Source organism: Hyphomicrobiaceae bacterium (assembly GCA_041397645.1).
GTDB lineage: Bacteria > Pseudomonadota > Alphaproteobacteria > Rhizobiales > Hyphomicrobiaceae > Hyphomicrobium_B.
In genome coordinates, this window is record JAWKWE010000004.1 from 1,851,083 (window position 1) to 1,875,641 (window position 24,559).

At 59.7% G+C, this 24,559-nt stretch carries 27 protein-coding genes and 3 tRNA genes; 3 read left to right on the plus strand and 27 right to left on the minus strand.

The genetic code is table 11. From position 1 onward, the window contains the following. Positions 1 to 6: 6 nt before the first annotated feature. From nuoK to R3D51_08680, 27 genes are all read right to left on the minus strand, one after another. Positions 7 to 315: an NADH-quinone oxidoreductase subunit NuoK gene (nuoK, locus tag R3D51_08550; protein ID MEZ5899530.1), complete on the minus strand. Its 309-nt coding sequence runs from the start codon at positions 313 to 315 to the stop codon at positions 7 to 9. After that, complete coding sequence (locus tag R3D51_08555) at positions 312 to 542, minus strand: hypothetical protein (protein ID MEZ5899531.1); 231 nt, start codon at positions 540 to 542, stop codon at positions 312 to 314. Before R3D51_08555 ends, nuoK begins: the two co-directional genes overlap by 4 nt. Further along, positions 539 to 1,177, minus strand: a complete 639-nt coding sequence (locus R3D51_08560) for an NADH-quinone oxidoreductase subunit J (protein ID MEZ5899532.1) — start codon at positions 1,175 to 1,177, stop codon at positions 539 to 541. The genes R3D51_08555 and R3D51_08560 overlap by 4 nt, the downstream gene beginning before the upstream one ends. 7 nt (positions 1,178 to 1,184) lie before the next feature. Next, positions 1,185 to 1,673 carry an NADH-quinone oxidoreductase subunit NuoI gene (gene nuoI / locus R3D51_08565; GenBank protein MEZ5899533.1) on the minus strand — a complete coding sequence of 163 codons (489 nt, stop codon included), beginning with the start codon at positions 1,671 to 1,673 and terminating at the stop codon, positions 1,185 to 1,187. Between the two features lie 13 nt (positions 1,674 to 1,686). Next, positions 1,687 to 1,875, minus strand: a complete 189-nt coding sequence (locus R3D51_08570; GenBank protein ID MEZ5899534.1) for a hypothetical protein — start codon at positions 1,873 to 1,875, stop codon at positions 1,687 to 1,689. Continuing rightward, on the minus strand, positions 1,872 to 2,957 hold the full coding sequence (nuoH, locus tag R3D51_08575; protein ID MEZ5899535.1) for an NADH-quinone oxidoreductase subunit NuoH: 1,086 nt from the start codon (positions 2,955 to 2,957) through the stop codon (positions 1,872 to 1,874). The genes R3D51_08570 and nuoH overlap by 4 nt, the downstream gene beginning before the upstream one ends. Positions 2,958 to 2,967: 10 nt before the next feature. Then, positions 2,968 to 5,067 (minus strand): NADH-quinone oxidoreductase subunit NuoG, encoded by a 2,100-nt coding sequence (gene nuoG / locus R3D51_08580; protein ID MEZ5899536.1) that lies wholly within the window; start codon positions 5,065 to 5,067, stop codon positions 2,968 to 2,970. A gap of 3 nt (positions 5,068 to 5,070) precedes the next feature. Further along, a complete protein-coding gene (nuoF, locus tag R3D51_08585; GenBank protein ID MEZ5899537.1) occupies positions 5,071 to 6,357 on the minus strand; it encodes an NADH-quinone oxidoreductase subunit NuoF in 1,287 nt (428 codons plus the stop codon). A gap of 5 nt (positions 6,358 to 6,362) precedes the next feature. Further along, the gene (gene nuoE / locus R3D51_08590) at positions 6,363 to 7,562 is read right to left on the minus strand and encodes an NADH-quinone oxidoreductase subunit NuoE (protein MEZ5899538.1); all 1,200 of its coding nucleotides are present in this window, start codon (positions 7,560 to 7,562) and stop codon (positions 6,363 to 6,365) included. Positions 7,563 to 7,791: 229 nt separating this feature from the next. Beyond that, positions 7,792 to 8,250, minus strand: a complete 459-nt coding sequence (locus R3D51_08595; protein ID MEZ5899539.1) for a hypothetical protein — start codon at positions 8,248 to 8,250, stop codon at positions 7,792 to 7,794. A gap of 331 nt (positions 8,251 to 8,581) precedes the next feature. After that, positions 8,582 to 8,932 (minus strand): zinc ribbon domain-containing protein YjdM, encoded by a 351-nt coding sequence (locus R3D51_08600; GenBank protein MEZ5899540.1) that lies wholly within the window; start codon positions 8,930 to 8,932, stop codon positions 8,582 to 8,584. Between the two features lie 64 nt (positions 8,933 to 8,996). Beyond that, on the minus strand, positions 8,997 to 10,187 hold the full coding sequence (locus tag R3D51_08605) for an NADH-quinone oxidoreductase subunit D (protein MEZ5899541.1): 1,191 nt from the start codon (positions 10,185 to 10,187) through the stop codon (positions 8,997 to 8,999). A gap of 63 nt (positions 10,188 to 10,250) precedes the next feature. Continuing rightward, on the minus strand, positions 10,251 to 10,685 hold the full coding sequence (locus R3D51_08610) for a thioesterase family protein (protein ID MEZ5899542.1): 435 nt from the start codon (positions 10,683 to 10,685) through the stop codon (positions 10,251 to 10,253). 6 nt (positions 10,686 to 10,691) lie between these two features. After that, the gene (locus tag R3D51_08615) at positions 10,692 to 11,294 is read right to left on the minus strand and encodes an NADH-quinone oxidoreductase subunit C (GenBank protein MEZ5899543.1); all 603 of its coding nucleotides are present in this window, start codon (positions 11,292 to 11,294) and stop codon (positions 10,692 to 10,694) included. Between the two features lie 82 nt (positions 11,295 to 11,376). Continuing rightward, entirely contained in the window at positions 11,377 to 11,970 is a 594-nt protein-coding gene (locus R3D51_08620) for an NADH-quinone oxidoreductase subunit B family protein (GenBank protein ID MEZ5899544.1), read from the minus strand. After that, complete coding sequence (locus R3D51_08625; protein MEZ5899545.1) at positions 11,961 to 12,326, minus strand: NADH-quinone oxidoreductase subunit A; 366 nt, start codon at positions 12,324 to 12,326, stop codon at positions 11,961 to 11,963. The genes R3D51_08620 and R3D51_08625 overlap by 10 nt, the downstream gene beginning before the upstream one ends. A gap of 196 nt (positions 12,327 to 12,522) precedes the next feature. Next, a tRNA-Asp gene (locus R3D51_08630) sits at positions 12,523 to 12,599 on the minus strand. 99 nt (positions 12,600 to 12,698) lie between these two features. Then, positions 12,699 to 12,986, minus strand: coding sequence for a hypothetical protein (locus R3D51_08635; GenBank protein MEZ5899546.1), 288 nt, complete (start codon positions 12,984 to 12,986; stop codon positions 12,699 to 12,701). A 19-nt stretch (positions 12,987 to 13,005) separates the two neighbouring features. Continuing rightward, entirely contained in the window at positions 13,006 to 13,515 is a 510-nt protein-coding gene (locus R3D51_08640) for a DUF1993 domain-containing protein (GenBank protein MEZ5899547.1), read from the minus strand. Positions 13,516 to 13,577: 62 nt separating this feature from the next. Then, positions 13,578 to 13,652 (minus strand) — tRNA-Val (locus tag R3D51_08645). Between the two features lie 219 nt (positions 13,653 to 13,871). Further along, positions 13,872 to 14,159: an HU family DNA-binding protein gene (locus R3D51_08650; GenBank protein MEZ5899548.1), complete on the minus strand. Its 288-nt coding sequence runs from the start codon at positions 14,157 to 14,159 to the stop codon at positions 13,872 to 13,874. A gap of 271 nt (positions 14,160 to 14,430) precedes the next feature. Next, entirely contained in the window at positions 14,431 to 16,851 is a 2,421-nt protein-coding gene (gene lon, locus R3D51_08655) for an endopeptidase La (protein MEZ5899549.1), read from the minus strand. A 263-nt stretch (positions 16,852 to 17,114) separates the two neighbouring features. Continuing rightward, the gene (gene clpX, locus R3D51_08660) at positions 17,115 to 18,365 is read right to left on the minus strand and encodes an ATP-dependent Clp protease ATP-binding subunit ClpX (protein ID MEZ5899550.1); all 1,251 of its coding nucleotides are present in this window, start codon (positions 18,363 to 18,365) and stop codon (positions 17,115 to 17,117) included. Between the two features lie 367 nt (positions 18,366 to 18,732). Continuing rightward, entirely contained in the window at positions 18,733 to 19,380 is a 648-nt protein-coding gene (locus R3D51_08665) for an ATP-dependent Clp protease proteolytic subunit (GenBank protein ID MEZ5899551.1), read from the minus strand. Positions 19,381 to 19,545: 165 nt separating this feature from the next. After that, entirely contained in the window at positions 19,546 to 20,913 is a 1,368-nt protein-coding gene (tig, locus tag R3D51_08670; GenBank protein MEZ5899552.1) for a trigger factor, read from the minus strand. Between the two features lie 124 nt (positions 20,914 to 21,037). After that, a tRNA-Leu gene (locus tag R3D51_08675) sits at positions 21,038 to 21,122 on the minus strand. A 212-nt stretch (positions 21,123 to 21,334) separates the two neighbouring features. Next, positions 21,335 to 21,475 (minus strand): hypothetical protein, encoded by a 141-nt coding sequence (locus R3D51_08680; GenBank protein MEZ5899553.1) that lies wholly within the window; start codon positions 21,473 to 21,475, stop codon positions 21,335 to 21,337. 555 nt (positions 21,476 to 22,030) lie between these two features. Between R3D51_08680 and sseA the strand changes: the two genes are divergently transcribed. From sseA to R3D51_08695, 3 genes are all read left to right on the plus strand, one after another. Continuing rightward, the gene (gene sseA, locus R3D51_08685) at positions 22,031 to 22,894 is read left to right on the plus strand and encodes a 3-mercaptopyruvate sulfurtransferase (protein ID MEZ5899554.1); all 864 of its coding nucleotides are present in this window, start codon (positions 22,031 to 22,033) and stop codon (positions 22,892 to 22,894) included. A 238-nt stretch (positions 22,895 to 23,132) separates the two neighbouring features. After that, entirely contained in the window at positions 23,133 to 23,594 is a 462-nt protein-coding gene (locus R3D51_08690) for an SRPBCC family protein (GenBank protein ID MEZ5899555.1), read from the plus strand. Positions 23,595 to 23,732: 138 nt separating this feature from the next. Continuing rightward, positions 23,733 to 24,533, plus strand: coding sequence for a VWA domain-containing protein (locus R3D51_08695; GenBank protein MEZ5899556.1), 801 nt, complete (start codon positions 23,733 to 23,735; stop codon positions 24,531 to 24,533). The last annotated feature ends 26 nt before the right edge of the window (positions 24,534 to 24,559 follow it).

The following is a 24,559-nucleotide window of genomic DNA, read 5'->3' on the forward strand; positions in this document are numbered from 1 at the left end:
GCTGCCTCAGCCCTTCATCTGGTTGATGTCTTCCACCGCGATCGATCCGCGGTTGCGGTAGTAGACGACGATAATCGCCAGTCCGATGGCCGCCTCGGCGGCCGCGACGGTCAGGATGAACAGCGTGAAGATCTGCCCGACGAGATCGCTGTTGAAATGAGAAAACGCGACGAGGTTGATGTTCACGGCGAGCAGCATCAGCTCCACCGACATCAAAATGACGATGACGTTCTTGCGGTTGAGAAAGATGCCGAATATGCCAAGCGTGAACAGGCACGCGGCCACCGTCAGATAATGACCAAGTCCAATCGTCATTGCACCCCCTCGCGCGTCACTTGCGGCGTCCCGACGAAGAAGGACGCAATGTATCCGATCGCCATAACCACGATGAGCCCGCCGATTAGCAAATCGCGGGTCGACATCATCCGCGCACCACGGGCTGCGCGCTTCTCGTCCCTGGCCTTTTGCGCAGCACGGCGACGAGCTTCGTCCAGGGACGTCACGTTGTCACCGCCATGATCGTGGCCGTTCTTGAGGCTCATTCTGCCGCCTCCGGCTTTCGGGCGGGTGGAATGTGGAACGTGCCCGACGGCACCTTCAGCACTTCGACACCGGTCGCCGGCGTGCGCGCAACCTGCTCGGAGATCGACTGGCGCTTGACGTTCTCGCGATGGCGCAGCGTCAGCACGATGGCGCCGATCATGGCGACCAGCAGCACCATGCCCGCACCCTGGAAGAAGTAGACGTACTTTGTATAAAGCAGCTGACCGATCGCCTGGGTATTGGTAACGCCAGCGGGTATCGCAACGGCGGCAGCACGGCTGGGCGAAACTGTGAGCCCGTGAAACCCGACAAGAGCGATGAGTTCTGCCAGGACAACGCCACCGACCAGAGCGCCGACGGGCGCGTTCTTGATCAGCCCCGCCTTCAGCTCGGCGAAATCGACGTCGAGCATCATGACGACGAACAAGAACAAAACCGCCACCGCGCCGACGTAAACGACGACGAGCAGCATGGCCAGGAACTCCGCTCCCAGCAGAATGAACAGTCCAGCCGCGTTGAAGAACGTTAAAATCAGAAACAGAACCGCGTGGACCGGGTTCTTGGCGAACACCACCATCGCACCGGAAGCAACCGCAAGGATCGCGAACAGATAAAAGAAGAATGCTGTGGTCATGCGCTCCTCACCGGTACTTCGCGTCGAGCGCGATGTTCTTGGCGATCTCGCGTTCCCAGCGGTCGCCGTTATCGAGGAGGCGCTGCTTGTCGTAGAACAGCTCCTCGCGCGTCTCGGTGGCAAACTCAAAGTTCGGCCCCTCGACGATTGCATCCACTGGGCAGGCCTCTTGGCACAGCCCGCAGTAGATGCACTTGGTCATGTCGATATCGTATCGGGTGGTGCGCCGCGTGCCGTCATTGCGGCGCGGGCCGGCCTCGATCGTGATTGCCTGGGCCGGGCAAATCGCCTCGCATAGTTTGCAGGCAATGCAGCGCTCTTCGCCGTTGGGATAGCGCCTCAGCGCATGTTCGCCGCGGAACCGGGGAGACAGCGGTCCCTTCTCATAAGGATAGTTCAGCGTCTTCTTGGGCGCGAAGAAGTAGCGCATCGTCAGGAAGAACGCCGAAACGAACTCAGTCAAGAATAGCGATTTTACGCCCTGGGCGATATTCATGAGCTTTCAGCCTCTATCCAAAGACGTATTCGCCGATCAGGAACCCCATCAGGGGCAGCACAACCAGATCCATGACGCCTACGATCTTCAGCACTTTCTTCGTCTCGTCCTTTTCGACACGCTCGGCGAGTTTGCCGAGCATCACGTAGTTGATCAGTCCCGCCACCAGCCCAATGGCTAGCCCGGCGAGGCCCGTCGTCATGGCGCCGTTCCCGTGAAATGCAGCCAGCTTGCCGTTGCCACGACAGCAACCAGCGACAGCGGCAGGAAGACCTTCCATCCCAGCCGCATCAGCTGGTCGTAGCGGTAGCGCGGCACCATCGCCTTGGCCATCGCGAACAGGAAGAACACGAAGACGACTTTAAACAGGAACCAGATGATGCCCGGCACCCAGTTGAGCCACCACACATCTAGGGGCGGCAGCCAGCCGCCAAGGAACAGGATTGTCGTCATCGCGCACATGGTGGTGATCGCGACGTACTCGCCCAGCATGTAGAGCAGATACGGCGTGGAGCCATATTCAACCATGAAACCCGCGACCAGCTCGGATTCCGCTTCCACCAGATCGAACGGCGGCCGGTTCGTCTCAGCCAGCGCCGAGACGAAGAAGATCACGAACATCGGAAATAGCGCCAACCAGTGCCAATCAAGCAGCGAATTCGGCAGCCCCATTTGGGTGCCAGGGCCAGTCTTTTGCGCGTTGACGACGTCGGTGATGTTGAGCGAACCGACCAGCAACAGCACGCAGATGATCACGAAACCGATGGACACTTCGTAGCTCACCATCTGCGCGGCCGAGCGCAACGCACCCATGAACGGATATTTCGAATTCGACGCCCAACCGCCCATGATGATGCCATAGACGCCGAGCGAGGAGATCGCGAGCAGATACAGCACGCCGACATTCATGTCGGAGATCACCCACCTGCCTTCTGCAAGGCCAAAGAAGCTGCCCTCGTTGACGGGGATCACGGCCCAGGACGCCAGCGCGAACGTAGCGGTTGCCAATGGCGCCAGCAGGAACACCGTTTTATCGGCGCCCGCCGGAATGACCGGCTCCTTGAAGACGAACTTCAAAAGGTCGGCGAACGACTGGAACAGACCGAACGGCCCGACCACGTTGGGGCCACGGCGCATCTGCACGGCTGCCCACACCTTGCGGTCCATCAGCAGCAGATAGGCGATGATCAACAATAGCCCAACGAGCATCAGCAGCGAGAAGCCGATGATGGCCAGCAGATGCCAACCGTAATCGTTCATGAAGGTGGTGATCGCTTCGAGCATGATCTTATCCCTACTCCGCCGCCTTCAATGTGCTTTTCTGCGCGCTGGCCTTGAGTGCGCTAAGCCCCGCCATGACGGCGGACGCACGCGCTACCGGATTTGTGAGATAGAAATCCTCGATCGCCGGCGCGAAAGGCTCCGGCGATAGCGTGCCCGACAGCTTGGCGAGCATACTAAGTCCGCTCATGGCGCGCTTTTCCACGCTGTCGTGAGCGGCAAGTTGCGGCGCCGCCTTGTACATGGCAGCTCGCAGCGCACTGAGATCGTCATAGGGTAGGGTCTTGCCAGCGTGGGCAGACAAGGCACGCACGATCGTCCAATCTTCCTTGGCCTGACCGGGAGCGAAAGCCGCCTTCAAGGTTTGCTGCGCGCGCCCCTCGGTATTGACGTATGTAACCGTCTTTTCGGTATAAGCCGCTCCCGGCAGGATGACGTCCGCGCGCGCCGCGCCGTGATCGCCATGACTGCCCTGGTAGATCGTGAATGCGCCGCCCGACGCGCCCAGATCGCACTCATCGGCACCGAGCAGGTAAACAACCTGCATGTCGGGCTGAAGGATGCCCGCCAGATCGCGACCGCCTTCGCCCGGTACAAAACCAAGATCGAGCCCCGCAACCCGCGCGGCCGCCGCGTGAAGAACGTTGAAGCCATTCCAGGCCGCGTCCTTGCCCTCGCAGGCCGCCAGCGCAATTTGCGCGGCAAGCGCCAAGATGGCGAGACCATCGACCCGGGCAAAGGCACCCTGCCCCACGATGACCATCGGCTTTTGCGCTTCCTTTAGTACCTTTGCGAACGGATGCTCTCCACTCGCCACGTCCGAAAGCGTATCGGCTCCAGGACCCAGATGCGTTGCCGGATAAGTCAACGGCACGTTGGGGCCGATGAGACCGATGTGCTTGAGCTGGCCCGTGCGCCAGCGTTTGCGGATGCGGGAGTTCAGAACCGGCGCTTCGATGCGCGGATTGGATCCGACGATGAGGATCGCATCCGCTTCCTCAATCCCATTGATCGTGGTGTTGAATACATAAGACGCGCGGCCAAGCTTGGGATCGAGTTTGTCGCCGGCCTGGCGGCAATCGAGGTTCTTGGATCCCAGCCGCGTGAACAGATCCTTCAACGCGAACATCTCTTCCGCGCCGCAGAGATCGCCGGCAATGGCGCCGATCTTGGAGGGATCGGCGCTCTTCAGTTTCTCGCCAACGAGCGCAAGAGCCTCATCCCAGCTTGCAGGCTCCAGTCGGCCGCTCTTACGGATATACGGCGTATCGAGACGCTGGATTTTCAGGCCATCGGCCACATGGCGCGTCTTGTCGGAGATCCACTCTTCGTTGACCGCGTCGTTGTTGCGCGGAAGGATGCGCATCACCGCACCGCCACGTGTATCAACGCGAATAGCTGATCCGACAGCGTCCATGGCGTCAATGGCTTCAGTCTTCTTCATCTCCCACGGCCTGGCGTTGAAAGCCCAAGGCCGGTGGGTGAGCGCGCCAACCGGACACAGGTCGACAACGTTGGCGCTCATCTCTGAAAGAATGCCCTGCTCCAGGTAGGTGGTGATCTCAGCGTCCTCGCCGCGCGAGATGAGGCCGAGTTCTTCGACGCCAGCAACCTCGGTCATGTAACGCACGCAACGGGTGCAATGGATGCAGCGCGTCATCATCGTCTTGATCAGCGGGCCGATGTTCTTTTCTTCTACCGCGCGCTTGTTCTCATGATAGCGCGAGCCGCCCATGCCGAACATCATCGCCTGATCTTGCAGGTCGCACTCACCACCCTGATCGCAGATGGGACAATCAAGCGGGTGGTTGATGAGCAAGAACTCCATCACACCTTCGCGCGCCTTTTTGACGAGCGCGCTCTTGGTCGAAATCTGCTTGGGGCTTCCGTCCTTGTTGGGCGGCAGATCGGAGACGCCCATGGCGCAAGACGCAACCGGCTTAGGCACGCCCTGCGCTTCCACGAGGCACATGCGGCAGTTGCCAGCAATTGACAGGCGCTCGTGATAGCAAAAGCGTGGAATTTCCACGCCAGCCTGCTCGCAGGCCTGCAACAGGGTGAGGTGATCCTCTACCTCGATTTCCTGGCCGTCGATGATGAGCTTCTTGGTCATGCTCTATTCCGCCGCCACTTTCGAATGCTTTGCTTGATACTGGTCGATACGCGCCTCGATGACGGGGCGGAAGTTCTTGATGAGACCTTGCACCGGCCATGCCGCCGCATCGCCCAGCGCACAGATCGTATGCCCCTCAATCTGCTTGGACACTTCAAACAGAAGATCGATTTCGCGTTTTTCGGCCTCACCGCGCTCCATGCGTTCCAGCACGCGCCACATCCAGCCGGTGCCTTCACGGCAGGGCGTGCACTGGCCGCAGCTCTCGTGTTTATAGAAGTAGGAGATGCGCCGGATGGCCGCGATGATGTCCGTCGACTTGTCCATGACGATCACAGCCGCCGTGCCAAGGCCCGATCCCAGCTTCGACAGAGCGTCAAAGTCCATCGTCACGTCGGTTGCCTGCTCAGCCGTGATACAGCGCACCGACGAACCGCCGGGGATCACCGCCAGCAGATTGTCCCAACCACCACGCACACCGCCGCAGTGCTGCTCAATCAGCACCTTGAGCGGAATGCCCATTTCTTCCTCCACCACGCATGGCTTTTCTACGTGGCCGGAAATTTGGAACAGTTTGGTGCCGGTATTGTTGGGCAGTCCGAGCGCCGCAAACCACGCCGCGCCGCGCCGAAGGATTTCACCCGTAACCGCGATCGACTCGACGTTGTTGATCGTCGTCGGCGAACCCCACAAACCGGCGTTCGCCGGGAACGGTGGCTTCAAGCGCGGCTGGCCCTTCTTACCTTCCAGGCTTTCGAGGAGCGCGGTTTCCTCGCCGCAGATATAAGCGCCCGCACCATGGTGGACGTAGATGTCGAGATCCCACCCATGGACGTTGTTCTTGCCGATAAGCTTGGCCTCATAGGCTTCGTCAATCGCGCGCTGGAGAGCTTCGCGCTCGCGGATGAACTCACCGCGCACGTAGATGAAGCAGGTGTGTGCGCGCATTGCGAAGGACGCCAGCAGCGCGCCTTCAACCAGTAGATGGGGGTCATGGCGCAGGATCTCGCGATCCTTGCAGGATCCGGGCTCGGACTCGTCGGCGTTGACGACGAGATAGCTGGGACGTGGATCTGCCTTGGGCATAAACGACCACTTGAGGCCGGTGGGAAAGCCCGCGCCGCCGCGTCCGCGCAGCCCTGAACCCTTCACCTCGTTGATGATCCAGTCGTGCCCCTTGTCGATGAAGAACTTTGTGCCGTCCCACGCGCCCCGCGAGATCGCGCCCTTCAGCCCCACGTCATGAAAGCCATAGATGTTACGGAAGATACGGTCGCGATCTTGAAGCATGTCGATTACCCCTTCGGCCGATCGCCGACATTCGATTCAGGCCGCCAGCCGCTCGCAAGCTTTTCGCATTGCTCGATCCACTTGTCGCGGATCACGCGGCCTTTGAATGCGCCTCCCATCGCCTCTTCGAACCAGACGACGTGGTCTGGCGTCCACTTGGCGATCTGGTCGAAGTGCCAGATGCCGAGGCCGTTGAGTTTCTCGGCGAGCTTGTCGGCAACGCCCCAGATGAGAGTCAGGTCATCGCCCTTCCCTTCGCGCGGCTGAGAAAGCAGCTCGGGCTTTCCACCCGTCCCCTCCTTCGCATCCGTCTTCTTGGCATCGGCTGTCACTTGCGCAGCTTGCGTGGTTGTCTTGAGCCTGGCCAGCTCATCGGCCGACATCGGTTTGCCGCTGCCCCGCTCATTGAGTTCTTTAACAAGGCCCGCGTTCGCGATCGCCGCCAGCGCCGCAGGCGGCGCATCCGCGGCCTTTGGTGCAGGCTGCGCAGATGGGGCCGCCGCGGTTCCGGTTGGCGGAGGTGCTGCGGCGACGGTCGCCACTGTCTCTGAAGTATCTTCAAAGCGCTTTTTCCAGGCCCCGATGGACGAGCCGTCGTATAGCGTTGCATCGGTGAGCGTCGTCGGCCCACCCTCAGGACACGACGCCTTGCGGCCACTCTGTGGTCCCGCCACAGGCTTCTCGCCCGCCTCGAACATATCGATGATGGCTTCGAGCGCCGCCGGGGTCAGATCTTCATAGGTGTCCTTCCAGATCTGAACCATCGGTGCGTTGGCGCACGAGCCCAGGCACTCCACTTCCTCCCACGATGTCTTGCCGTCGGCGGAAACATGATGCTGCTCGGGATGAATACGCCGCTTGCAGGTTTCGATCAGCGCGCCTGAGCCGCGCAACATGCACGGCGTAGTGCCGCAAACCTGCACGTGCGCGTGCGTGCCGACCGGTGCGAGCTGGAACATCGTGTAGAAGGTCGCCACTTCGAGGCCGCGAATGTGCGCCATGCCCAGCATGTCGGTGACGCAGCGGATCGCCGGTTCGGGCAGCCAGCCGCCTGCCTGCTCCTGCGCGCGCCACAACAACGGAATGATTGCGGCGGCCTGCTTTCCTTCGGGAAACTTTGCGATCTGCGCCTTGGCCCAGGTCAGATTATCAGCATCGAATGCGAAGTGGGCGGGCTGGTCGGGATATAGACGGCGAACGGCCATCGGCGGCTCCTCGTTGGGCCGAGCGCGAGTCGGCTGCGCAGCGACTATAACGCATTGCAGCAATCACGGGATGCCCCCGCATTCGGCCTATTTACTGTATTGATGCAGTACGAGGATCGGGGCTTCAACGCAAGCCGTTGAGACTAGGACAAAAGCAGCGCAGCCCCGGAAAATTCAATTTCGGGGTGCGACGAAAAGCTTGTCCGTTCAGAGAACTAGTTGATCGGGGTCAACGCTGCGAGCTGGTGTCGGGCTCTGCGGGGATCGTTCCGGGCTTATCTTGCAAAATGCCCCGGCGGCGCAGCGTCTCGGTGGGCTGCTCGTTGGCCCACTTTCGTTCCGAATATCCAAGCGGTACTGACAGCCAACCCAACAGCAGCAGGAATGTGACAATCGGGACGATGAACAGCCCGATCTGAGAGCCTACCCGCAGGAAGCCCGTCCAAATAAGTGCCAGCAACAGGCCGAGGCCGATAATGAACCATCCCCCGTCGTCAACGCCGCGGGCGGTCGCAAATGCGAGGCCCGAAAACAGCCCCACAAGGCCAATCAGAACTGGAATGAAGGGCAAATCCGCCTGCAGCGCGCCCATAGGCCAGCCGTTTGACTTGGCGAACAGACGATAGGTGGCAAGGCTCAATCCAAAGCCGAAGGAGGCCACGGCGAGGAGGAATAAATTGTCCATCATGGGTGAAACTACTCCCGGTCACACACAGGATACTGCGCACCTGGCCTCTGGCCGCTCCGCATCCGTCCTAACGCTGCTTATCAATGCTTTATGGCAGGCGCTAGCCCACGCGCGCAGCGAGGTTAAGGCGGCCAAAACGCCTTCCTCTGCGTGCGGCCTGCCCGATAGGCCGAGAGCCAACGGCGGTCAGACTGACCTGATTGCGGGCTTATTGGGTCTATTCTGCCATTCTCGCCAGGACACGACCGCCTTTGCTGCGCACACAAGTCCGGCCACAATTGGCGCGTCCTCCCCAATGCACACGGCAGCCCCGAACGCTCCCCATGGGCCCTCAAGCCTTCTTGACGAACTCACTCTTCAACTGCATCGGGCCGACGCCGTCGATCTTGCAGTCGATATCGTGCCCGCCCGTCCCATCGACGAGACGGATATTGCGAACCTTGGTGCCGATCTTCACCACCGAGGACGATCCCTTGATCTTCAGATCCTTGATGACCGTCACGCTGTCGCCATCGGCAAGCACATTGCCGACGGCGTCCTTGACGACGCGCACCTCGTCCTCATTTGCAGCAATCGGCGCATCTGCGCTCCATTCGTGTGCGCACTCGGGACAAACCAGCAAAGCGCCATCTTCATACGTGTGCTCCGAGTTGCACTTCGGACACCTTGGCAATTCAGACATGTCATCTCCTGATGGCGACGGAACAACCGCCACCTCGCGCTCTGCGCAGATGTTTTCAAAGCTTTTAGCGGTCGATCTCACCGAACACGATGTCGAGCGAGCCGATGATGGCCGAAACGTCCGCCAGCATGTGACCGCGATTCATGAAGTCCATCGCCGCCAGATGCGGAAAGCCCGGTGCGCGGATCTTACAACGGTACGGCTTGTTGGAGCCATCGGCCACGAGATAGACGCCGAACTCTCCCTTGGGCGCTTCGACCGCCGCATAGACTTCGCCCGCCGGCACATGAAAGCCTTCGGTGTAAAGCTTGAAGTGATGGATCAGCGCCTCCATGGAGCGCTTCATCTCGCCCCGCTTGGGCGGTACGACCTTCTTGTTATCGGCCGAGACGGGCCCTTGACCGTCGGCGCTCTTCAGCTTCTCGCAAGCCTGCTTCATGATCTTCACGCTCTCGCGCATCTCGGCCATGCGCACCAGATAGCGATCGTAGCAGTCACCGTTCTTGCCGATCGGAATATCGAAATCCATCTCGGCATAGCATTCATACGGTTGCGCCTTGCGCAGGTCCCACACCGCGCCAGAGCCGCGAACCATCACGCCCGAGAAGCCGTAGCGGAAAGCGTCTTCCAGCGACACCACACCGATATCGACGTTGCGCTGTTTGAAGATGCGATTACCTGTCAACAGCCCTTCGATGTCGTCGCACACCTTGAGGAACGGATCGCACCACGCATAGATGTCGTCGATGAGCTGCTCGGGCAAATCCTGGTGCACGCCACCGATGCGGAAATACTTTGCGTGCATACGAGAACCCGACGCACGCTCATAAAACACCATCAACTTCTCGCGCTCTTCAAAGCCCCAAAGCGGCGGGGTCAGCGCGCCGACGTCCATGGCCTGGGTCGTGACGTTGAGAAGATGAGACAGCAGGCGGCCGATCTCGGAATAGAGCACGCGGATCAGCTGTCCTCGGCGCGGCACTTCCAGACCGAGCAACCTCTCCGCCGCCAGGCAGAAGGCGTGCTCCTGGTTCATCGGCGCAACGTAGTCGAGACGGTCGAAATAGCCGATCGCCTGCAAGTAAGTCTTGTGCTCAATCAGTTTTTCGGTGCCACGATGGAGCAACCCGACGTGCGGATCGACCCGCTCCACCACTTCGCCGTCAAGCTCCAGCACGAGGCGCAACACGCCGTGCGCAGCGGGATGCTGCGGCCCGAAGTTGATGTTGAAGTTTCTGATCTCTGCTTCGGCCATGTTATGCCCAGTCTCTCATCTTGCACCGCGCGTCCGCCCCGGATCGAGCTGACGCTACGACGTCTAAATTCCCGCCACCCGAGCGCGTTTTGCTTTGTCGTTGACCCGCGCGACAAACTTTTCCCATGCGACAATCATGCGTTCATGCTCGCCTTCGCCGATCACGTCGAACTCGTCGCTAGCCTTGACGTGAAACGACACGTGTCGGCCTTCAACCTTGGTCACTTCCGCCTGCACCGTCACCACTTGATGGGGCACAGTCGCCGCCAGATGCGACACGTTGATGTGTATTCCAAGTGAGCCTTCGCCCTCATCGAGATGGTTCTCCAGCACCTTCAGGCACGTCCATTCCATCAGCCCAACCATGAACCCGGTGGCGAACACCTTGGGCATCTGCTGGAACTCGTGCGCTTCTGGGTAGAGATGAGGGACCGTCTTGCTCGCAGGAACGCGAAACGAGAACTCGGTCTTGGCGCCGGGCTGAAGGGTAGGTTTCATCGCCCGTCAGGCTCCACTTGCCTTTTCGTCACCGGGCAGAACGTATTGCGTACCCTCCCAGGGACTTTCGAAATCAAAGTTGCGGAAATCCTGCGTCAGCTTCACGGGCTCGTACACAACGCGCTTCTGCTCGTCGTCGTAGCGCACTTCGACATAACCGGTGAGCGGGAAATCCTTGCGCAGCGGATAGCCCTGGAAGCCATAGTCGGTGAGCAGGCGGCGCAAATCCGGATGGCCCAAGAAGCGGATGCCGTACATGTCGTAGGCCTCCCGTTCATACCAATCGGCGGCTGGAAAGACGTCATTCACCGAAGGGACCGGCGTTACGTCGTCAGCCTGCACCTTGACGCGGATGCGCTGATTGAGACGCGGCGACAGCAAATGGTAGACGACATCGAAGCGTTTTGCGCGCTCGGGATAGTCGACGCCGCAGATGTCGATCAGCACCTCGAACTGGCACTTCTCATCGTCGCGCAACAGCGTGAGGAGTGCGGTCAGATCATCCGCACCGCACGTCAGGGTCAATTCGTCAAAAGCGACAACGCTTCCGACGATCTTGTCGGGCAGGTTCGCCTGGATGTGACTGCCGAGTTCGTTGAGATTTGTCATGGCAATTCCGTAAAGGCGCACTTCCATAAAGGCATCAGGCGTAACGACGGCGGCGAGTGATCCCTCCAACCCGTCGCGGGCGTTACCGCTCGATCGTTCCCGTGCGGCGGATCTTGCGCTGGAGAAGCAGCACGCCATAAAGGAGCGCCTCTGCCGTGGGCGGGCAGCCCGGCACGTAGATATCCACCGGCACGATGCGGTCGCAACCGCGCACCACCGCATAAGAATAGTGGTAGTAACCGCCACCGTTGGCGCAGGATCCCATCGAGATCACATAGCGCGGCTCGGGCATCTGGTCGTAGACCTTGCGCAAGGCGGGCGCCATCTTGTTGGTCAGCGTGCCAGCAACGATCATCACGTCCGACTGGCGCGGGGAAGCGCGCGGCGCAAAGCCAAAGCGTTCCAGATCATAGCGTGGCATCGAGGCTTGCATCATCTCGACAGCGCAGCAGGCCAGACCGAATGTCATCCACATGAGCGAACCCGTGCGCGCCCAGTTGATCAGATCGTCGGTCGTGGTGACGAGGAAGCCCTTATCGGCAAGCTCGTCGTTCACTGTTGTGAAGAAGGGATCATCCGGCCTGATGATCCCAGACGGCGCGCCACCCGTTGCACCTTCGCGCACACGGTCGAACACGCGCTCGAAAAGAACTGCGTCGTCGCGGGTCACTCCCATTCGAGCGCACCTTTCTTCCACTCGTAGATGAAGCCGACGGTCAGAACGCCAAGAAACACCATCATCGACCAGAACCCAAAGCTCCCGATCTCCTTGAAAGCGACGGCCCAAGGAAACAGGAACGCAACTTCGAGGTCGAAGATGATGAACAGGATCGACACAAGATAGAAGCGCACATCGAACTTCATGCGCGCGTCGTCGAAGGCGTTGAAGCCGCACTCGTAGGCCGATACCTTCTCAGGATCGGGGTTGCGCACGGCAACCAGAAAGGGCGCGAGCATGAGGGCCCCACCGATGAACAACGCCACACCGATGAAGATTACCAGCGGTAAGTAGTGATTGAAGAGGTCGGTCATGCGCATCTCTTTGCCGGCCAGGGGCCAAGACGCGAAACATCCCGGGCGGCTCCGCCGGTTGGGGCCACTGAGCCGGATTCGCGAATACCATGCTTGTTAGACCAGCATGTGGTGCAGCGCAACCGGGCCGAGGGTCACACTAGGTGCTCCGCGGCCGCGAGCCACGTGCGCAAACAAGATTTTTCTGAGAGGCAAATGGCGCGAGAGACGGGACTTGAACCCGCGGCCTCCGCCGTGACAGGGCGGCGCTCTAACCAACTGAGCTACTCCCGCAAACCAAAAAAGCGACGGGCGCCTTTCCATGAGCGCCCGCGGTCACAGGCGTGGGAATACGTGAACCGCACGGCCTCGTCAAGACGCTTGATGACGCTATCAGGTGGCCTGATGGACCAGCCGCTTGTAAAGCCGCACCAGTGCAAATCCCGATAATCCGGCCGCAGCGCCAATGAGAGGGTCCACGAAAACCAAATTACCCACCATCAGGTATGCCGTCTGGGCCATATCGACAATTCCCGCCAGCCCGCCTGTAAAGGCACCGACGCCCAATTCCGCGCAAAGAAAGACGACGGCTCCGGCCAGGGCGGCGAGATACCAGCGCCGCCAGAAGAGCGCCCCGGCCAATGCGGCGAGGGCCAAAGCGGTAAGGGCCTCCGGCGTCATCGCACCCTGCCTTCCTGGCTCAACCCAGCGGGCCGATGAAATCCATCTTGCCAAGCTCCACGCCGTTGTGACGAAGGATGCCGTAGGCGGTAGCTGCGTGAAAATACACGTTGGGCAGCACGAATTGCAGCAGGTAGGACTGGCCCTTGAACTTCACCGACATACCAGAGAGTTTCAGCGTTATGTCGCGATCCTCGGAGCCGTCGATGTCGGCGGGTGCGAAAGTCTCAAGAAGCGCCCGCGTCTTGGCTACGCGATCCTTCAATTCGGCAAATGTACTTTCCTCATCGGCCCACACCGGAACATCACGGCCCGCTAGCCGATGGCTCGCGCCCTTGCAGAAGTCCGTCACGATCTGAACCTGGCGAGCGCACGTGAACATGTCGGGATAAAGTCGCGCTGACAGCAGCACCGATGGATCGATGTTATGCACACGCGCATGGTTCGCCGCCTTATCGAGAATTAGGTCGAGCTGGGTTAGCGTGCGCACCAAGGCAGGCACACAAGCCTGATACATCGAAAGCGACATCGATTATCTCCAACTATGGAAAAGCTTCACGCAACGAGCGTATTTAGCGAAGGGGATGAAAGTGGTGGGAGGTGAGGGGATCGAACCCCCGACATTCTCGGTGTAAACGAGACGCTCTACCGCTGAGCTAACCTCCCGAAACTGCGGACCGTACCGCGCGCGGCACACGCCTAGTCAGAGCGCGTCCGCCAAGATCGATAGCCGACTGCCTAATGCGGATTACCGCTTTAGTCAAAAGCAAACGCACAAGGCGCCGTTCACGACTTCTCGCGAAGTTGCAAACGCGGCTCGGCAGAACGAAAGAAGGGCACACCTCGCGGCACGCCCTTCAGGAATACTCGGCTAACGGAATGCGCTCAGTTGAGCGCTTCCTTGAGGCCTTTGGCCGGCGTAAATTTTGGCACGACAGCGGCAGCGATCTTGATCGTCTCGCCCGTTGCGGGGTTGCGGCCTTCGCGTGCTTTGCGCTTGGCGACCTTGAAGGTGCCGAAGTCAGGAATGCGCACTTCATGGCCTTCCTTCATGGTGTTGCGAATGTGGGCGAGCACGGCGTCAACGACGCTGCCGGCCTTCTCCTTCGTCAGCTCACACTCTTTTGCAACGGCGTCGATCAGGTCTTTTTTGCTCATGTGGGTCCGTCCTATGGAATCGGGAAAAACGGTGAAGAGGATTGGACAGCTCAGCGCCCCGGCGCTCAGTTGCACGACGTAATGGGCTCACTGATATTCGGGGGGGAGCCACACGCCATCCGAAGCCGCCTACAAGCGCCGAATTGGGGACCCCGTCAAGTAGGAAAGGCGCGAAAAAAGGCTCAAAACCGCGTCATTTCGCGGCCTTTTTCTCTTAAGGAATAAAAACCCCGCGCCAGTATGGCGCGGGGTTAACGTTTTCGCACAACACCAATTCCGGCGAACGTCAGTGCGCGGTAATCCGCGATCCGCCCTTGTCTTTTTCCTGAGCCTCGAGTGCCGCTTCGGCTGCCTCGTCCCAGACGATTGCCTCAGGTGTACGAACCAATGCCACCTTCAGCACCTCTTCGAGACGCGAGACAGGAACGATTTCGATCTTGGCTTTCACCTCGTCGGGGATTTCGACAAGATCCTTCACGTTCTCTTCGGGGATGATGACGGTCTTGATGCCGCCGCGCAGAGCGGCGAGCAATTTTTCCTTCAATCCTCCAATCGGCAACACGCGACCACGCAACGTGATCTCGCCAGTCATGGCGACATCCTTGCGTACCGTGATGCCGGTGAGCACCGAGATGATCGCAGTCGTCATGGCGATACCTGCGGAAGGTCCATCCTTGGGCGTCGCGCCTTCCGGCACGTGCACGTGGATGTCGCGCTTCTCAAAGAGAGACGGATGAATGCCGAACTCAGGCGAGTGCGCGCGCACGTAGGCGTTTGCGGCCTGGATTGATTCCTTCATCACGTCGCGCAAGTTGCCGGTAACCGACATCTTGCCCTTACCAGGCATCATCACGCCTTCGACCGTGAGGAGCTCGCCGCCGACTTCCGTCCAGGCAAGACCGGTGACGATACCGACCTGATCCTCAAGTTCGGCTTCGCCGTAACGGTACTTGGGCACGCCCAGGTACTGCTCAACGTTCTCCGCCGTGACCACGATCGAGGTCTTGGACGACGTCAGGATCTCCTTGACGGCCTTACGTGCGAGCTTTGCCATCTCGCGTTCGAGCGAGCGGACGCCAGCCTCGCGCGTATAACGGCGGATCACCTGCGCGATAGCGCTGTCCTCGACGATCCACTCGGAAGGTTCCAGACCGTGCGCCGTCAACTGCTCGGGGATCAAGTGCCGCTTGGCGATCTCGAGCTTCTCGTTCTCCGTGTAGCCAGCCAGCCGAATGATTTCCATACGGTCCATCAGGGCCGCGGGAATGTTCAGCGTGTTGGCCGTTGTGACGAACATCACGTTGGAAAGGTCGTAATCGACTTCCAGGTAATGATCGTTGAACGAGTTGTTCTGCTCAGGGTCGAGCACCTCCAGCAGCGCGGCTGCCGGATCGCCACGGAAATCCTGGCCCATCTTGTCGATCTCATCGAGCAGGAAGAGCGGATTGGTGCGCTTCGCCTTCTTCATCGACTGAATGACCTTGCCGGGCATCGAGCCGATGTAAGTGCGGCGGTGTCCACGGATTTCCGCTTCATCGCGCACGCCGCCGAGCGACATGCGAACGAACTCGCGGCCCGTCGCATTCGCGATCGACTTGCCGAGCGACGTCTTGCCGACGCCGGGAGGTCCGACGAGGCACAGGATCGGCCCCTTCAGCTTATTCGTGCGCGCCTGCACGGCGAGGTATTCGAGGATGCGCTCTTTGACCTTCTCCAGGCCATAGTGCTCCTGATCGAGGATGGCCTGCGCCTCCACGATGTCCTTCTTGACCTTGCCCTTGATGCCCCACGGGATCGAAAGCAGCCAATCGAGGTAGTTGCGCACCACCGTCGCTTCGGCCGACATCGGGCTCATCTGCTTGAGCTTCTTGAGCTCAGCCAGAGCCTTGTCCTTGGCTTCCTTCGACAGCTTGGTGTTCTCGATCTTCTCTTCGAACTCCGCGATGTCATCGCGCTCGTCCGTATCGCCGAGTTCCTTCTGGATGGCCTTCATCTGCTCATTCAGATAGTACTCGCGCTGTGTCTTCTCCATCTGGCGCTTGACGCGCGAGCGGATCTTCTTCTCGACCTGAAGAACGGAAATCTCGCTCTCCATAAGCGTGTAGACGCGCTCAAGCCGCTCCGAAACGGTGGCCGTTTCGAGCACGTCCTGCTTGTCGGAAATCTTGACCGCCAGATGCGAGGCGATGGTATCGGCCAGCTTCGAGTAATCCTCGATCTGGCTGACGGTTCCCAGAACCTCGGGCGAAACTTTCTTGTTGAGCTTCACGTAGCTCTCGAACTGGGAAACGACAGAACGCGCCAGCGCTTCCAACTCTTCCTTCGCGCCGGGCTGCTCAGGCACCCGTTCGACCTCAGCTTCGAAATAGCTCGTATTGTCAGTGTAACGCAGGACACGGGCGCGCGTGCTGCCTTCGACGAGAACCTTCACGGTTCCGTCGGGAAGCTTCAACAGCTGCAGCACTGATGCGAGCGTGCCGATCTCATAGATCGCGTCCGTCGCAGGATCGTCGTCGCCGGCATTCTTCTGAGCGGCGAGCAGGATCTGCTTGTCGGCGCGCATGACCTCTTCCAACGCCGCGATCGACTTTTCGCGACCGACAAACAATGGAACGATCATGTATGGAAAGACCACTATGTCGCGCAGCGGCAGGACCGGATAAAGCTCCTTGCTCGCCTTTTCCTTGGTCTTTTTCTCTTCGCTCATTTTCACAATCCATTCTGGCCGGATGCGGCATTCCAAATGGAACACGGGGCATCCATGTCACGCTTCATTCCACCTTGACACGCAAGACGGCCCCAATATGGCTGCCGCCAGACGCTCTCGACATAAAGCGCGGGAAAGATACCTGTTCTCCATCGACCGGAGCTGGTTAATCTCCCCCGAACAAATGGGGACCGGCGATCCGATATCAAGTGGCCGCCAGCCACACCTTTTGTCCGCTCTCGGGACCTTAAAGAACCGTGGCGTCAGGCCGTAGAGCCCTTCTCCTCGGCACGTTCGGAATAGATACGCAGCGGCCGTGCACCACCTTCGACGACCTCCGGACCGACGACGACTTCTTCCACGCCTTTGAGCTCGGGAAGATCGTACATCGTGTCCAGCAGGATGCCCTCAAGAATGGAGCGCAGACCCCGAGCGCCGGTCTTACGTTCGATTGCCTTGCGCGACACTGCCTTGAGCGCATCGAGCGTCACCGTGAGCTTGACGTCCTCCATCTCGAACAGGCGCTGATACTGCTTCACCAGCGCGTTCTTGGGCTCCGTCAGAATCTGCACGAGCGCCGTCTCGTCGAGGTCTTCAAGCGTCGCGATGACCGGCAGACGTCCGATGAACTCGGGGATCAGTCCGAACTTCAGCAGATCCTCAGGCTCGACCTCACGGAGGATGTCGCCCGTACGTCGCTCATCGGGTCCGGTGACCTTGGCCGAAAAGCCGATCGAGGAACCCTTGCCACGGCGAGAAATGATCTTTTCAAGACCAGCGAACGCGCCGCCGCAGATGAAGAGGATGTTGGTCGTATCAACCTGCAGGAACTCCTGCTGAGGATGCTTGCGGCCACCCTGAGGCGGCACGGATGCAACCGTACCCTCCATTATTTTCAGAAGCGCCTGCTGCACACCTTCGCCGGAGACGTCGCGCGTTATCGAAGGATTGTCGGACTTGCGTGAAATCTTGTCGACCTCGTCGATGTAGACGATGCCGCGCTGCGCACGTTCGACATTGTAATCGGCGTTCTGCAACAGCTTGAGAATGATGTTCTCGACATCTTCGCCGACGTAACCAGCTTCCGTGAGCGTCGTTGCATCCGCCATCGTGAAGGGAACGTCCAGAATCCGCGCCAGCGTCTGTGCGAGCAACGTCTTGCCCGAACCCGTCGGACCGACAAGCAGGATGTTCGACTTAGCCAGTTCGACGTCGTTGTTCTTGGTGGCGTGATTCAAACGCTTGTAGTGATTGTGCACCGCGACCGAGAGCACGCGCTTGGCGTGGCCCTGACCGATCACATAACTATCGAGCACCGTGCAGATCTCCTGCGGGCTCGGAACGCCATCACGCGATTTGACGAGAGTGTTCTTGTTCTCCTCGCGGATGATGTCCATGCACAGCTCGACACATTCATCACAGATGAACACTGTCGGTCCGGCGATCAACTTGCGGACTTCGTGCTGACTCTTCCCGCAGAACGAGCAGTAGAGGGTGTTCTTTTCCTGAGCCATTCCTGTTTCCTATCGGAGAGCCGCCGATGCCGGACGTTCTCCATTTGGCCCGCTATTCGCGCGCTCGAGCGGCTCGGCCAGCCGCGTGGCACTTGAATCTCTTCTAATCCGATCTGAGCACGCTAGGGTTCACCAGATCAAGATTGGATTAACGCCGCAGATGGCGCCTCAGTGGGCCAGCGGCGGGATTGCCACACTGTTTTTCCACAGAAGCAACACCGCTGCTCACTTGGGGGAGCTTCGGCTACGGCAAAGTACGTATTTATGTACGACTTTTGTTCCGCTCAAGAGCGGCACCCCGTGACCTCACGGGAAATGGCGCGACCCATGCGCACAGAGCGCGATGGGCCGCCCCGAAATTCTCAGTTTAAGAAGCCTTGCCTTCGAACAGACCGCCTTCGACTTCGTCGCGGCTCTGCAGGACCTTGTCGACAATGCCGAATTCCTTGGCCTGATCTGCGGTCATGAAGTAGTCGCGATCAAGCGTGCGCTCGATGGTCTCGTACGGCTGGCCGGTGTGCTTGACATAAGTCTCGTTCAGCCTGCGCTTCATTTTAATGATGTCTTCAGCATGCCGCTCGATATCCGATGCCTGACCGGAAAAACCGCCCGATGGCTGATGAACCATGATGCGCGCATTAGGCAACGCAAAGCGCATATCCTTGGCGCCGGCGCAAAGTAGCAAAGACCCCATCGACGCCGCCTGGCCGATGCACAGCGTTGCGACATCCGGCTTGATGAACTGCATGGTGTCGTAGATCGCCATGCCGCTCGTCACGACACCGCCTGGCGAGTTGATGTACATGGAGATCTCTTTCTTGGGGTTTTCGGCCTCAAGGAAAAGAAGCTGCATGCAGATCGACGCGGCCATGTGATCTTCGACCGGTCCGGTGACGAAGATGATGCGCTCTTTCAGCAAGCGCGAAGGCAAATCGTAGCCTCGCTCGCCGCGCGTCGTCTGCTCCACAACCATCGGCCAGAATGTGTTTGTCAGTGTAGCGACGGGATCGCGCATCTTGATAGTCCTTGCACTTGTCTTGGAGGCATTTGACTGCCATGGGGGGAAGCCCTGGAAGGGCGTCGGGACCGTCCAGACCCCTTCCCGCTCAAAGCGGGATAGAGAACCTGGGCGGACCCCAGCATACCGCAATATTCGGCCGCGCGAAGGCGGCCAAATGCGTCACTCGGTATCCTTCTGGGTTGCCTCTTCGACTTGCTTCAACAATTCCTCTTTGCTGACCTTCTTCTCGGCCGGCTTGGCTGCATCGACCACGAAGTCGATCACCTTGTCCTCGAAGATCGGCGCGCGAAGCTCGGCCAGAGCGCCGGGCGTCTTCTCGTAGTATTCATAAACCACCTTCTCCTGGCCAGGGTAGCGGCGGGCCTGCTCGACAAGAGCGCGGCGCAACTCATCCTGACTGACGGTGATCTTGTTCTTCTCGCCGATTTCGCCGACGACCAGACCAAGGCGCACGCGGCGCTCGGCGATCTTGCGGTATTCCGCTTTCGCCTCATCTTCCGTCTTGCCCTCGTCCGGGAAGGTCTTGTTGGTGGCCTTCATGTTGCTTTCGACCTGGCGCCAGATGTTGCCGAACTCGAAATCGACAAGCGAGGGCGGAAGATCGAATACGTGAGCGCGATCGATCTCGTCGAGCAGTTCACGCTTCAACTTCACGCGCGCCGCTGAATCAAGCTCGCGCTGGAGCTGACCGCGCACGATCTCCTTCATGTTGTCGAGGCTCTCAGCGCCCAGACCAACCGCGAATGCGTCGTCAAGCTCGGGCTTCTTCGGGATTGAAACCGCCTTCACCTTGACGTCGAACTCGGCTTCCTTGCCTGCGAGGTTTGGCATTGGATATTCAGCCGGGAAGGTTGCTTTCACAGTGCGCTCATCGCCAGCCTTCGTACCAACCAGGCCTTCCTCGAAGCCCGGAATGAACTGACCTTTTCCGAGCACCAGATTGGCGTCTTCTGCGGAGCCACCTTCGAAAGGCTCGCCAGCGATTTTGCCGACGAAGTCGAGAGTCAGCATGTCGCCATTCTCGGCAACCCGCCCCTCTTCCGGCTCGAACGTAGTGTTGCGATCCATAATCTCGTTCAGCGCACGCTCCATGTCGGCGTCTTCGACGTCGGCGGACAGACGTTCCAGCTTGAAGGTGGAGAAGTCTGCAAGCGTGATGGGCGGTAGCACTTCAAACGACATCGAATAGGCCAGATCGGATTCGCCGTTAATGACGCGCTCAACCGAACCGGCTTCGGCATCTTCGATTTCGATCTTGGGCTGGCCTGCAGGGCGCTCGTTGCGCTCCTTTATGGCTTCGATGGAGGTGTCCTGAACCGCCTGCTCAAGCACTTCGGCCATAAGCGACTTGCCGTACACCTTCTTGAGATGGGGCAACGGCACCTTGCCTTTGCGGAAACCTTTGATCTGTACGCGATCCTTGATCTCGTCCAGGCGCCCTTTGAAGCGCTCGTCAAGTTCAGCCTTTGCGACCACGACCTTGAGCGTGCGCTTCAAGCCGTCTCGACCCGTTTCCGTAACCTGCATCGTTCTCGTTCCTAGCAAACTCAGATAATCGACCTCGGCGCATCCGAGTCGATCGCTCGAACACACCTGCTAAAACAAACTCTTGCCCGGCAATGCCTTGGCGGCGTTGCCGACTTGCGGCGCTTGGTGCGGGCGGAGGGATTTGAACCCCCACGACTTGCGCCGCTGGAACCTAAATCCAGTGCGTCTACCAGTTCCGCCACGCCCGCAATCCGGCGCCAGCCATCACGGCTATGGCCATTGTGACTTTCATGCTTGGAGCGCGGCGCCTGCGATAGCCGACCGAGCGTTCCTACCCGCAAATGCAGTTCGGCGGCCCATTTGCCAGATGGCTGGGCCGTCCCACTACGGATGCGGGGCGCAAGCGCCCTTCATATAGATGTGTCGGACCGAAAAGCAACGCCAAAGAGCAGGTTGCGGGTCAGCTCGAACCGATCAGCAGGATGCCGACGGCCGCCGTGCCGGGCAACAAGACCGCTGCAAATGCGTGCTCGATATCGACGCTGAAGAAGAACATTCCCACAATGGCGAACATTATGAGGGCAACGATCCGGAAAATCATGGCTCGAGCCTACCCTTTTGAATTGAGCCGGAGCCGCCTTTCGGCCCGGCGCCGAGCTGAAAGCTGCAAGGGGGCTGCCAGAACCCGGCTTTCTGCCCAGCGATTGAACACAAGGGTGAAGAATGCGCGTTCTCTTAATTTTTATTATTGTAAATCAGATAAATAGACTGCCTTTAGCGAGCAAATGAACCGCAGGCCCGCAGGCTTACCGGGTCGATGGGCCATGCGCAGCAAATGGATCATTGCGGGTCACCTGGATCGGTTCCCCGAGAGCATTGGTTCCGCCAGCACACTGCAAACTTGCTCGCGGCTTTAAGCTTGCAGACACACCCGTCGAAGCCGCCTCCGCCTGCTGGGAGCATTATCGTGGAAACGAGCGAGACCCAACCGGCCTAGATGTCAAACGCGATCACAGCCCGAGCATGAGACCCGAGCAACGCTGCCCATTCGCGACGAACGTATCGCCTTGCAGCAGGTTTAACTTTTGCCTATGTGGTCTTACGTTCGTTAGCCTAGCGACACGACAACGAAAAACGACAAACCGGGGGAAATCGCTTGCCCACTTCCGCCAAAAACTGGATCGTCGAAACCGATTGGCTAGAAAGCCATCTCTCTTCGCCCGACCTCGTCATTCTGGACGGCAGCTGGCATTTGCCGACGGCCAACCGCGACGCCAAGGCCGAATACCTCGCCGAGCACATTCCCGGCGCGATCTTTTTCGATATCGACGATCTGTCGGACGAAAAATCCCACCTTCCCCACATGCTGCCGTCTACCGTCAAATTTTCGTCGCGGATGAAGAAAATGGGCATAGGTGATGGCGCGCGCATCGTCGTCTACGACACGAGCGGCATCTTCTCGGCCGCCCGCGTCTGGTGGACGTTCCGCGCCATGGGACATCAAGACGTTGCCGTTCTCAACGGTGGGCTGCGAAAATGGAAGACGGAAGGCCGCCCGACCGAGGATGGGCCCGCCCCCCGGCGCTCCGAGCGCCATTACTCGCCGTTGCAGAACACCGAGCTCCTGCGCGACATTGATGAAATGAAGGCGCTGATTAAAAAGCCCGGCGCTCAGATCGTCGATGCGCGGCCGGCGGGACGTTTCGAAGGCCGCGATGCCGAGCCACGTCCCGGCTTGCGCATGGGGCATATCCCGGGTTCGAAGAACATCCCTTCTCAAACGCTGCTGACACCGCAGGGCACTTTCAAGTCGCCTGAGGAACTTGCTGCTCTCTTCAAGGCCGTCGACATCGATGTGACAAAGCCGGTCGTGACGACATGCGGATCGGGCGTCACCGCGTCCATGCTAGCGCTGGCGCTTGCTGTTCTTGGTCAGACCAATGCGGCGGTCTACGACGGAAGTTGGGCCGAATGGGGTGCAGAAGATTCTCTCCCCATCGAAACCGGGCCGGCGCACTGAAGCGACATGCGTCTTTAGAAAGTGTGTTTAACTTCCGCCTGTTGCACGGCCGGGAAGATGCCCGCGTTATTCGGGCCCGCAACATCTGCTGCTGGCGTTCGACAACCTGCCGAGCCCCGATGGGCTCATGCGCTGCTGGCCATGCATCTGTATTAGGCGTATGTCGCATCCGCTGCACCCTCGAAACGTTGTAAGAGGGGTCGGCGGGGACGCAGCAGGTTCAAGGTCGGATAGTTGGATGCAGATCATCGTCGAGGAGATCATTCGCGCGCCCCGCGCTCTGACCTTCCAAATTGCGACCGACATACGCTCGTGGCCGAGCGTTGTCTCCGCGGTGAAAGCCACAGAGCTGTTGACGCGCGAGCCGATCGGCGCAGGAGCGCGTTTCAACGCAACGCGACAGATCAACGGCTCTTCGGCCACCAGCGAGATCTCGGTTCTTGAATTCGAGCCGCCTTTCCATTTTGCACTTGGCGGGCTGAACCACGGCGCCCGTTACCGTATCGACCATGTTTTCAGTGACGATCCGCTGGGCACGCGGCTGACGCTGATGTTCGTCGCTCGTCCCATGTCGATGAGTGCCCGCCTGCTCTCACCCCTTGCGCTGGTATTCCGCGCAGGCCTGCAACGCCAGCTGCGCGCGGATCTTCACGACCTCAAGACCGCCATTGAAGACCGGGTTCTCGGCCCGGCCAACTGACCCGCTGCCTCGCCAGACCCGCGCTAACCTGTCGCTCTGGCGATAGTGCATAGCAGCATTTCCGCAACCCTTATTGCTGCGTCGCACAAAATCCGCCCTACTGATCGAACGAACTACGACGTTTGGAGAGGGCTGATCATGCAGACAGGTCTTCAAATCGCGCGTTTACGAGGTGGCATTGCTGCCGTGTGCGCTCTCGCGGGCTTGGCTGCTTTGTTTGCCGCCGCATCGCCTGCTTCCGCTCAACAATATGCCCCGCCCGACGGCATCGGGACCGCCGCGCACGAACCGGAACCGGCCAATACCGATTTTGAGACCAGATGCACGAATGACGCGATGATCGTCATGGATGCCTCCGGTTCGATGGCCCACTTATCGAAAGGCGGCGGCTCAAGGATCGAAGTCGCCCGCTCCGTCGCGCGCGAGATCGTTCCCATATCGGCAAAGACGCGGAGCCTGGGACTGCTGACGTTCGGACCAGGCACCTCCGATCAATGCTCGAACGTCAGTTTGAAGGTTCCCGTTCAATCCAACGCGGCCAGCCGCATCCTGACGGAGATCGACGCCATTACCACCGATGGCGGCACGCCGCTTTCGCTGGCCGTCGAGACGGCGGCTGAAGCTCTCGACTACCGACATCGCCAGGCAGTCATCGTCGTTCTGTCGGACGGCGATGAGACATGCGGGCGCGATCCTTGTGCCGCCGCCCGGGCGCTCAAAGAGCGTGCCCACGATCTGACCATCCACGTCGTCAGCATGGAGGGCGAACCGAGCGAAGCCACGACCGCGTCATGTATGGCAAATGAGACCAACGGCTTGTTCATCCCGACACGCTCGCAGCAGGATCTGGAAGACGCACTTTCGCGTACGCTCCTGTGTCCACGGGTGGCATCGCTCGCATCCGATGCCGCTTACGCGATGGCGAGCCGTAGTCATTGAAACAAGGTGTGCACAAGCGCGCTTGG

Excerpts from the sequence above, each read along its gene's own strand:
- nuoK (MEZ5899530.1), bottom strand. The coding sequence starts at position 315 with ATGACGATTGGACTTGGTCATTATCTGACGGTGGCCGCGTGCCTGTTC.
- R3D51_08555 (MEZ5899531.1), bottom strand. The coding sequence starts at position 542 with ATGAGCCTCAAGAACGGCCACGATCATGGCGGTGACAACGTGACGTCC.
- R3D51_08560 (MEZ5899532.1), bottom strand. The coding sequence starts at position 1,177 with ATGACCACAGCATTCTTCTTTTATCTGTTCGCGATCCTTGCGGTTGCT.
- nuoI (MEZ5899533.1), bottom strand. The coding sequence starts at position 1,673 with ATGAATATCGCCCAGGGCGTAAAATCGCTATTCTTGACTGAGTTCGTT.
- R3D51_08570 (MEZ5899534.1), bottom strand. The coding sequence starts at position 1,875 with ATGACGACGGGCCTCGCCGGGCTAGCCATTGGGCTGGTGGCGGGACTG.
- nuoH (MEZ5899535.1), bottom strand. The coding sequence starts at position 2,957 with ATGCTCGAAGCGATCACCACCTTCATGAACGATTACGGTTGGCATCTG.
- nuoG (MEZ5899536.1), bottom strand. The coding sequence starts at position 5,067 with ATGACCAAGAAGCTCATCATCGACGGCCAGGAAATCGAGGTAGAGGAT.
- nuoF (MEZ5899537.1), bottom strand. The coding sequence starts at position 6,357 with ATGCTTCAAGATCGCGACCGTATCTTCCGTAACATCTATGGCTTTCAT.
- nuoE (MEZ5899538.1), bottom strand. The coding sequence starts at position 7,562 with ATGGCCGTTCGCCGTCTATATCCCGACCAGCCCGCCCACTTCGCATTC.
- R3D51_08595 (MEZ5899539.1), bottom strand. The coding sequence starts at position 8,250 with ATGATGGACAATTTATTCCTCCTCGCCGTGGCCTCCTTCGGCTTTGGA.
- R3D51_08600 (MEZ5899540.1), bottom strand. The coding sequence starts at position 8,932 with ATGTCTGAATTGCCAAGGTGTCCGAAGTGCAACTCGGAGCACACGTAT.
- R3D51_08605 (MEZ5899541.1), bottom strand. The coding sequence starts at position 10,187 with ATGGCCGAAGCAGAGATCAGAAACTTCAACATCAACTTCGGGCCGCAG.
- R3D51_08610 (MEZ5899542.1), bottom strand. The coding sequence starts at position 10,685 with ATGAAACCTACCCTTCAGCCCGGCGCCAAGACCGAGTTCTCGTTTCGC.
- R3D51_08615 (MEZ5899543.1), bottom strand. The coding sequence starts at position 11,294 with ATGACAAATCTCAACGAACTCGGCAGTCACATCCAGGCGAACCTGCCC.
- R3D51_08620 (MEZ5899544.1), bottom strand. The coding sequence starts at position 11,970 with ATGGGAGTGACCCGCGACGACGCAGTTCTTTTCGAGCGCGTGTTCGAC.
- R3D51_08625 (MEZ5899545.1), bottom strand. The coding sequence starts at position 12,326 with ATGACCGACCTCTTCAATCACTACTTACCGCTGGTAATCTTCATCGGT.
- R3D51_08635 (MEZ5899546.1), bottom strand. The coding sequence starts at position 12,986 with ATGACGCCGGAGGCCCTTACCGCTTTGGCCCTCGCCGCATTGGCCGGG.
- R3D51_08640 (MEZ5899547.1), bottom strand. The coding sequence starts at position 13,515 with ATGTCGCTTTCGATGTATCAGGCTTGTGTGCCTGCCTTGGTGCGCACG.
- lon (MEZ5899549.1), bottom strand. The coding sequence starts at position 16,851 with ATGAGCGAAGAGAAAAAGACCAAGGAAAAGGCGAGCAAGGAGCTTTAT.
- clpX (MEZ5899550.1), bottom strand. The coding sequence starts at position 18,365 with ATGGCTCAGGAAAAGAACACCCTCTACTGCTCGTTCTGCGGGAAGAGT.
- R3D51_08665 (MEZ5899551.1), bottom strand. The coding sequence starts at position 19,380 with ATGCGCGATCCCGTCGCTACACTGACAAACACATTCTGGCCGATGGTT.
- tig (MEZ5899552.1), bottom strand. The coding sequence starts at position 20,913 with ATGCAGGTTACGGAAACGGGTCGAGACGGCTTGAAGCGCACGCTCAAG.
- R3D51_08680 (MEZ5899553.1), bottom strand. The coding sequence starts at position 21,475 with ATGATTTTCCGGATCGTTGCCCTCATAATGTTCGCCATTGTGGGAATG.
- R3D51_08690 (MEZ5899555.1), top strand. The coding sequence starts at position 23,133 with ATGCAGATCATCGTCGAGGAGATCATTCGCGCGCCCCGCGCTCTGACC.
- R3D51_08695 (MEZ5899556.1), top strand. The coding sequence starts at position 23,733 with ATGCAGACAGGTCTTCAAATCGCGCGTTTACGAGGTGGCATTGCTGCC.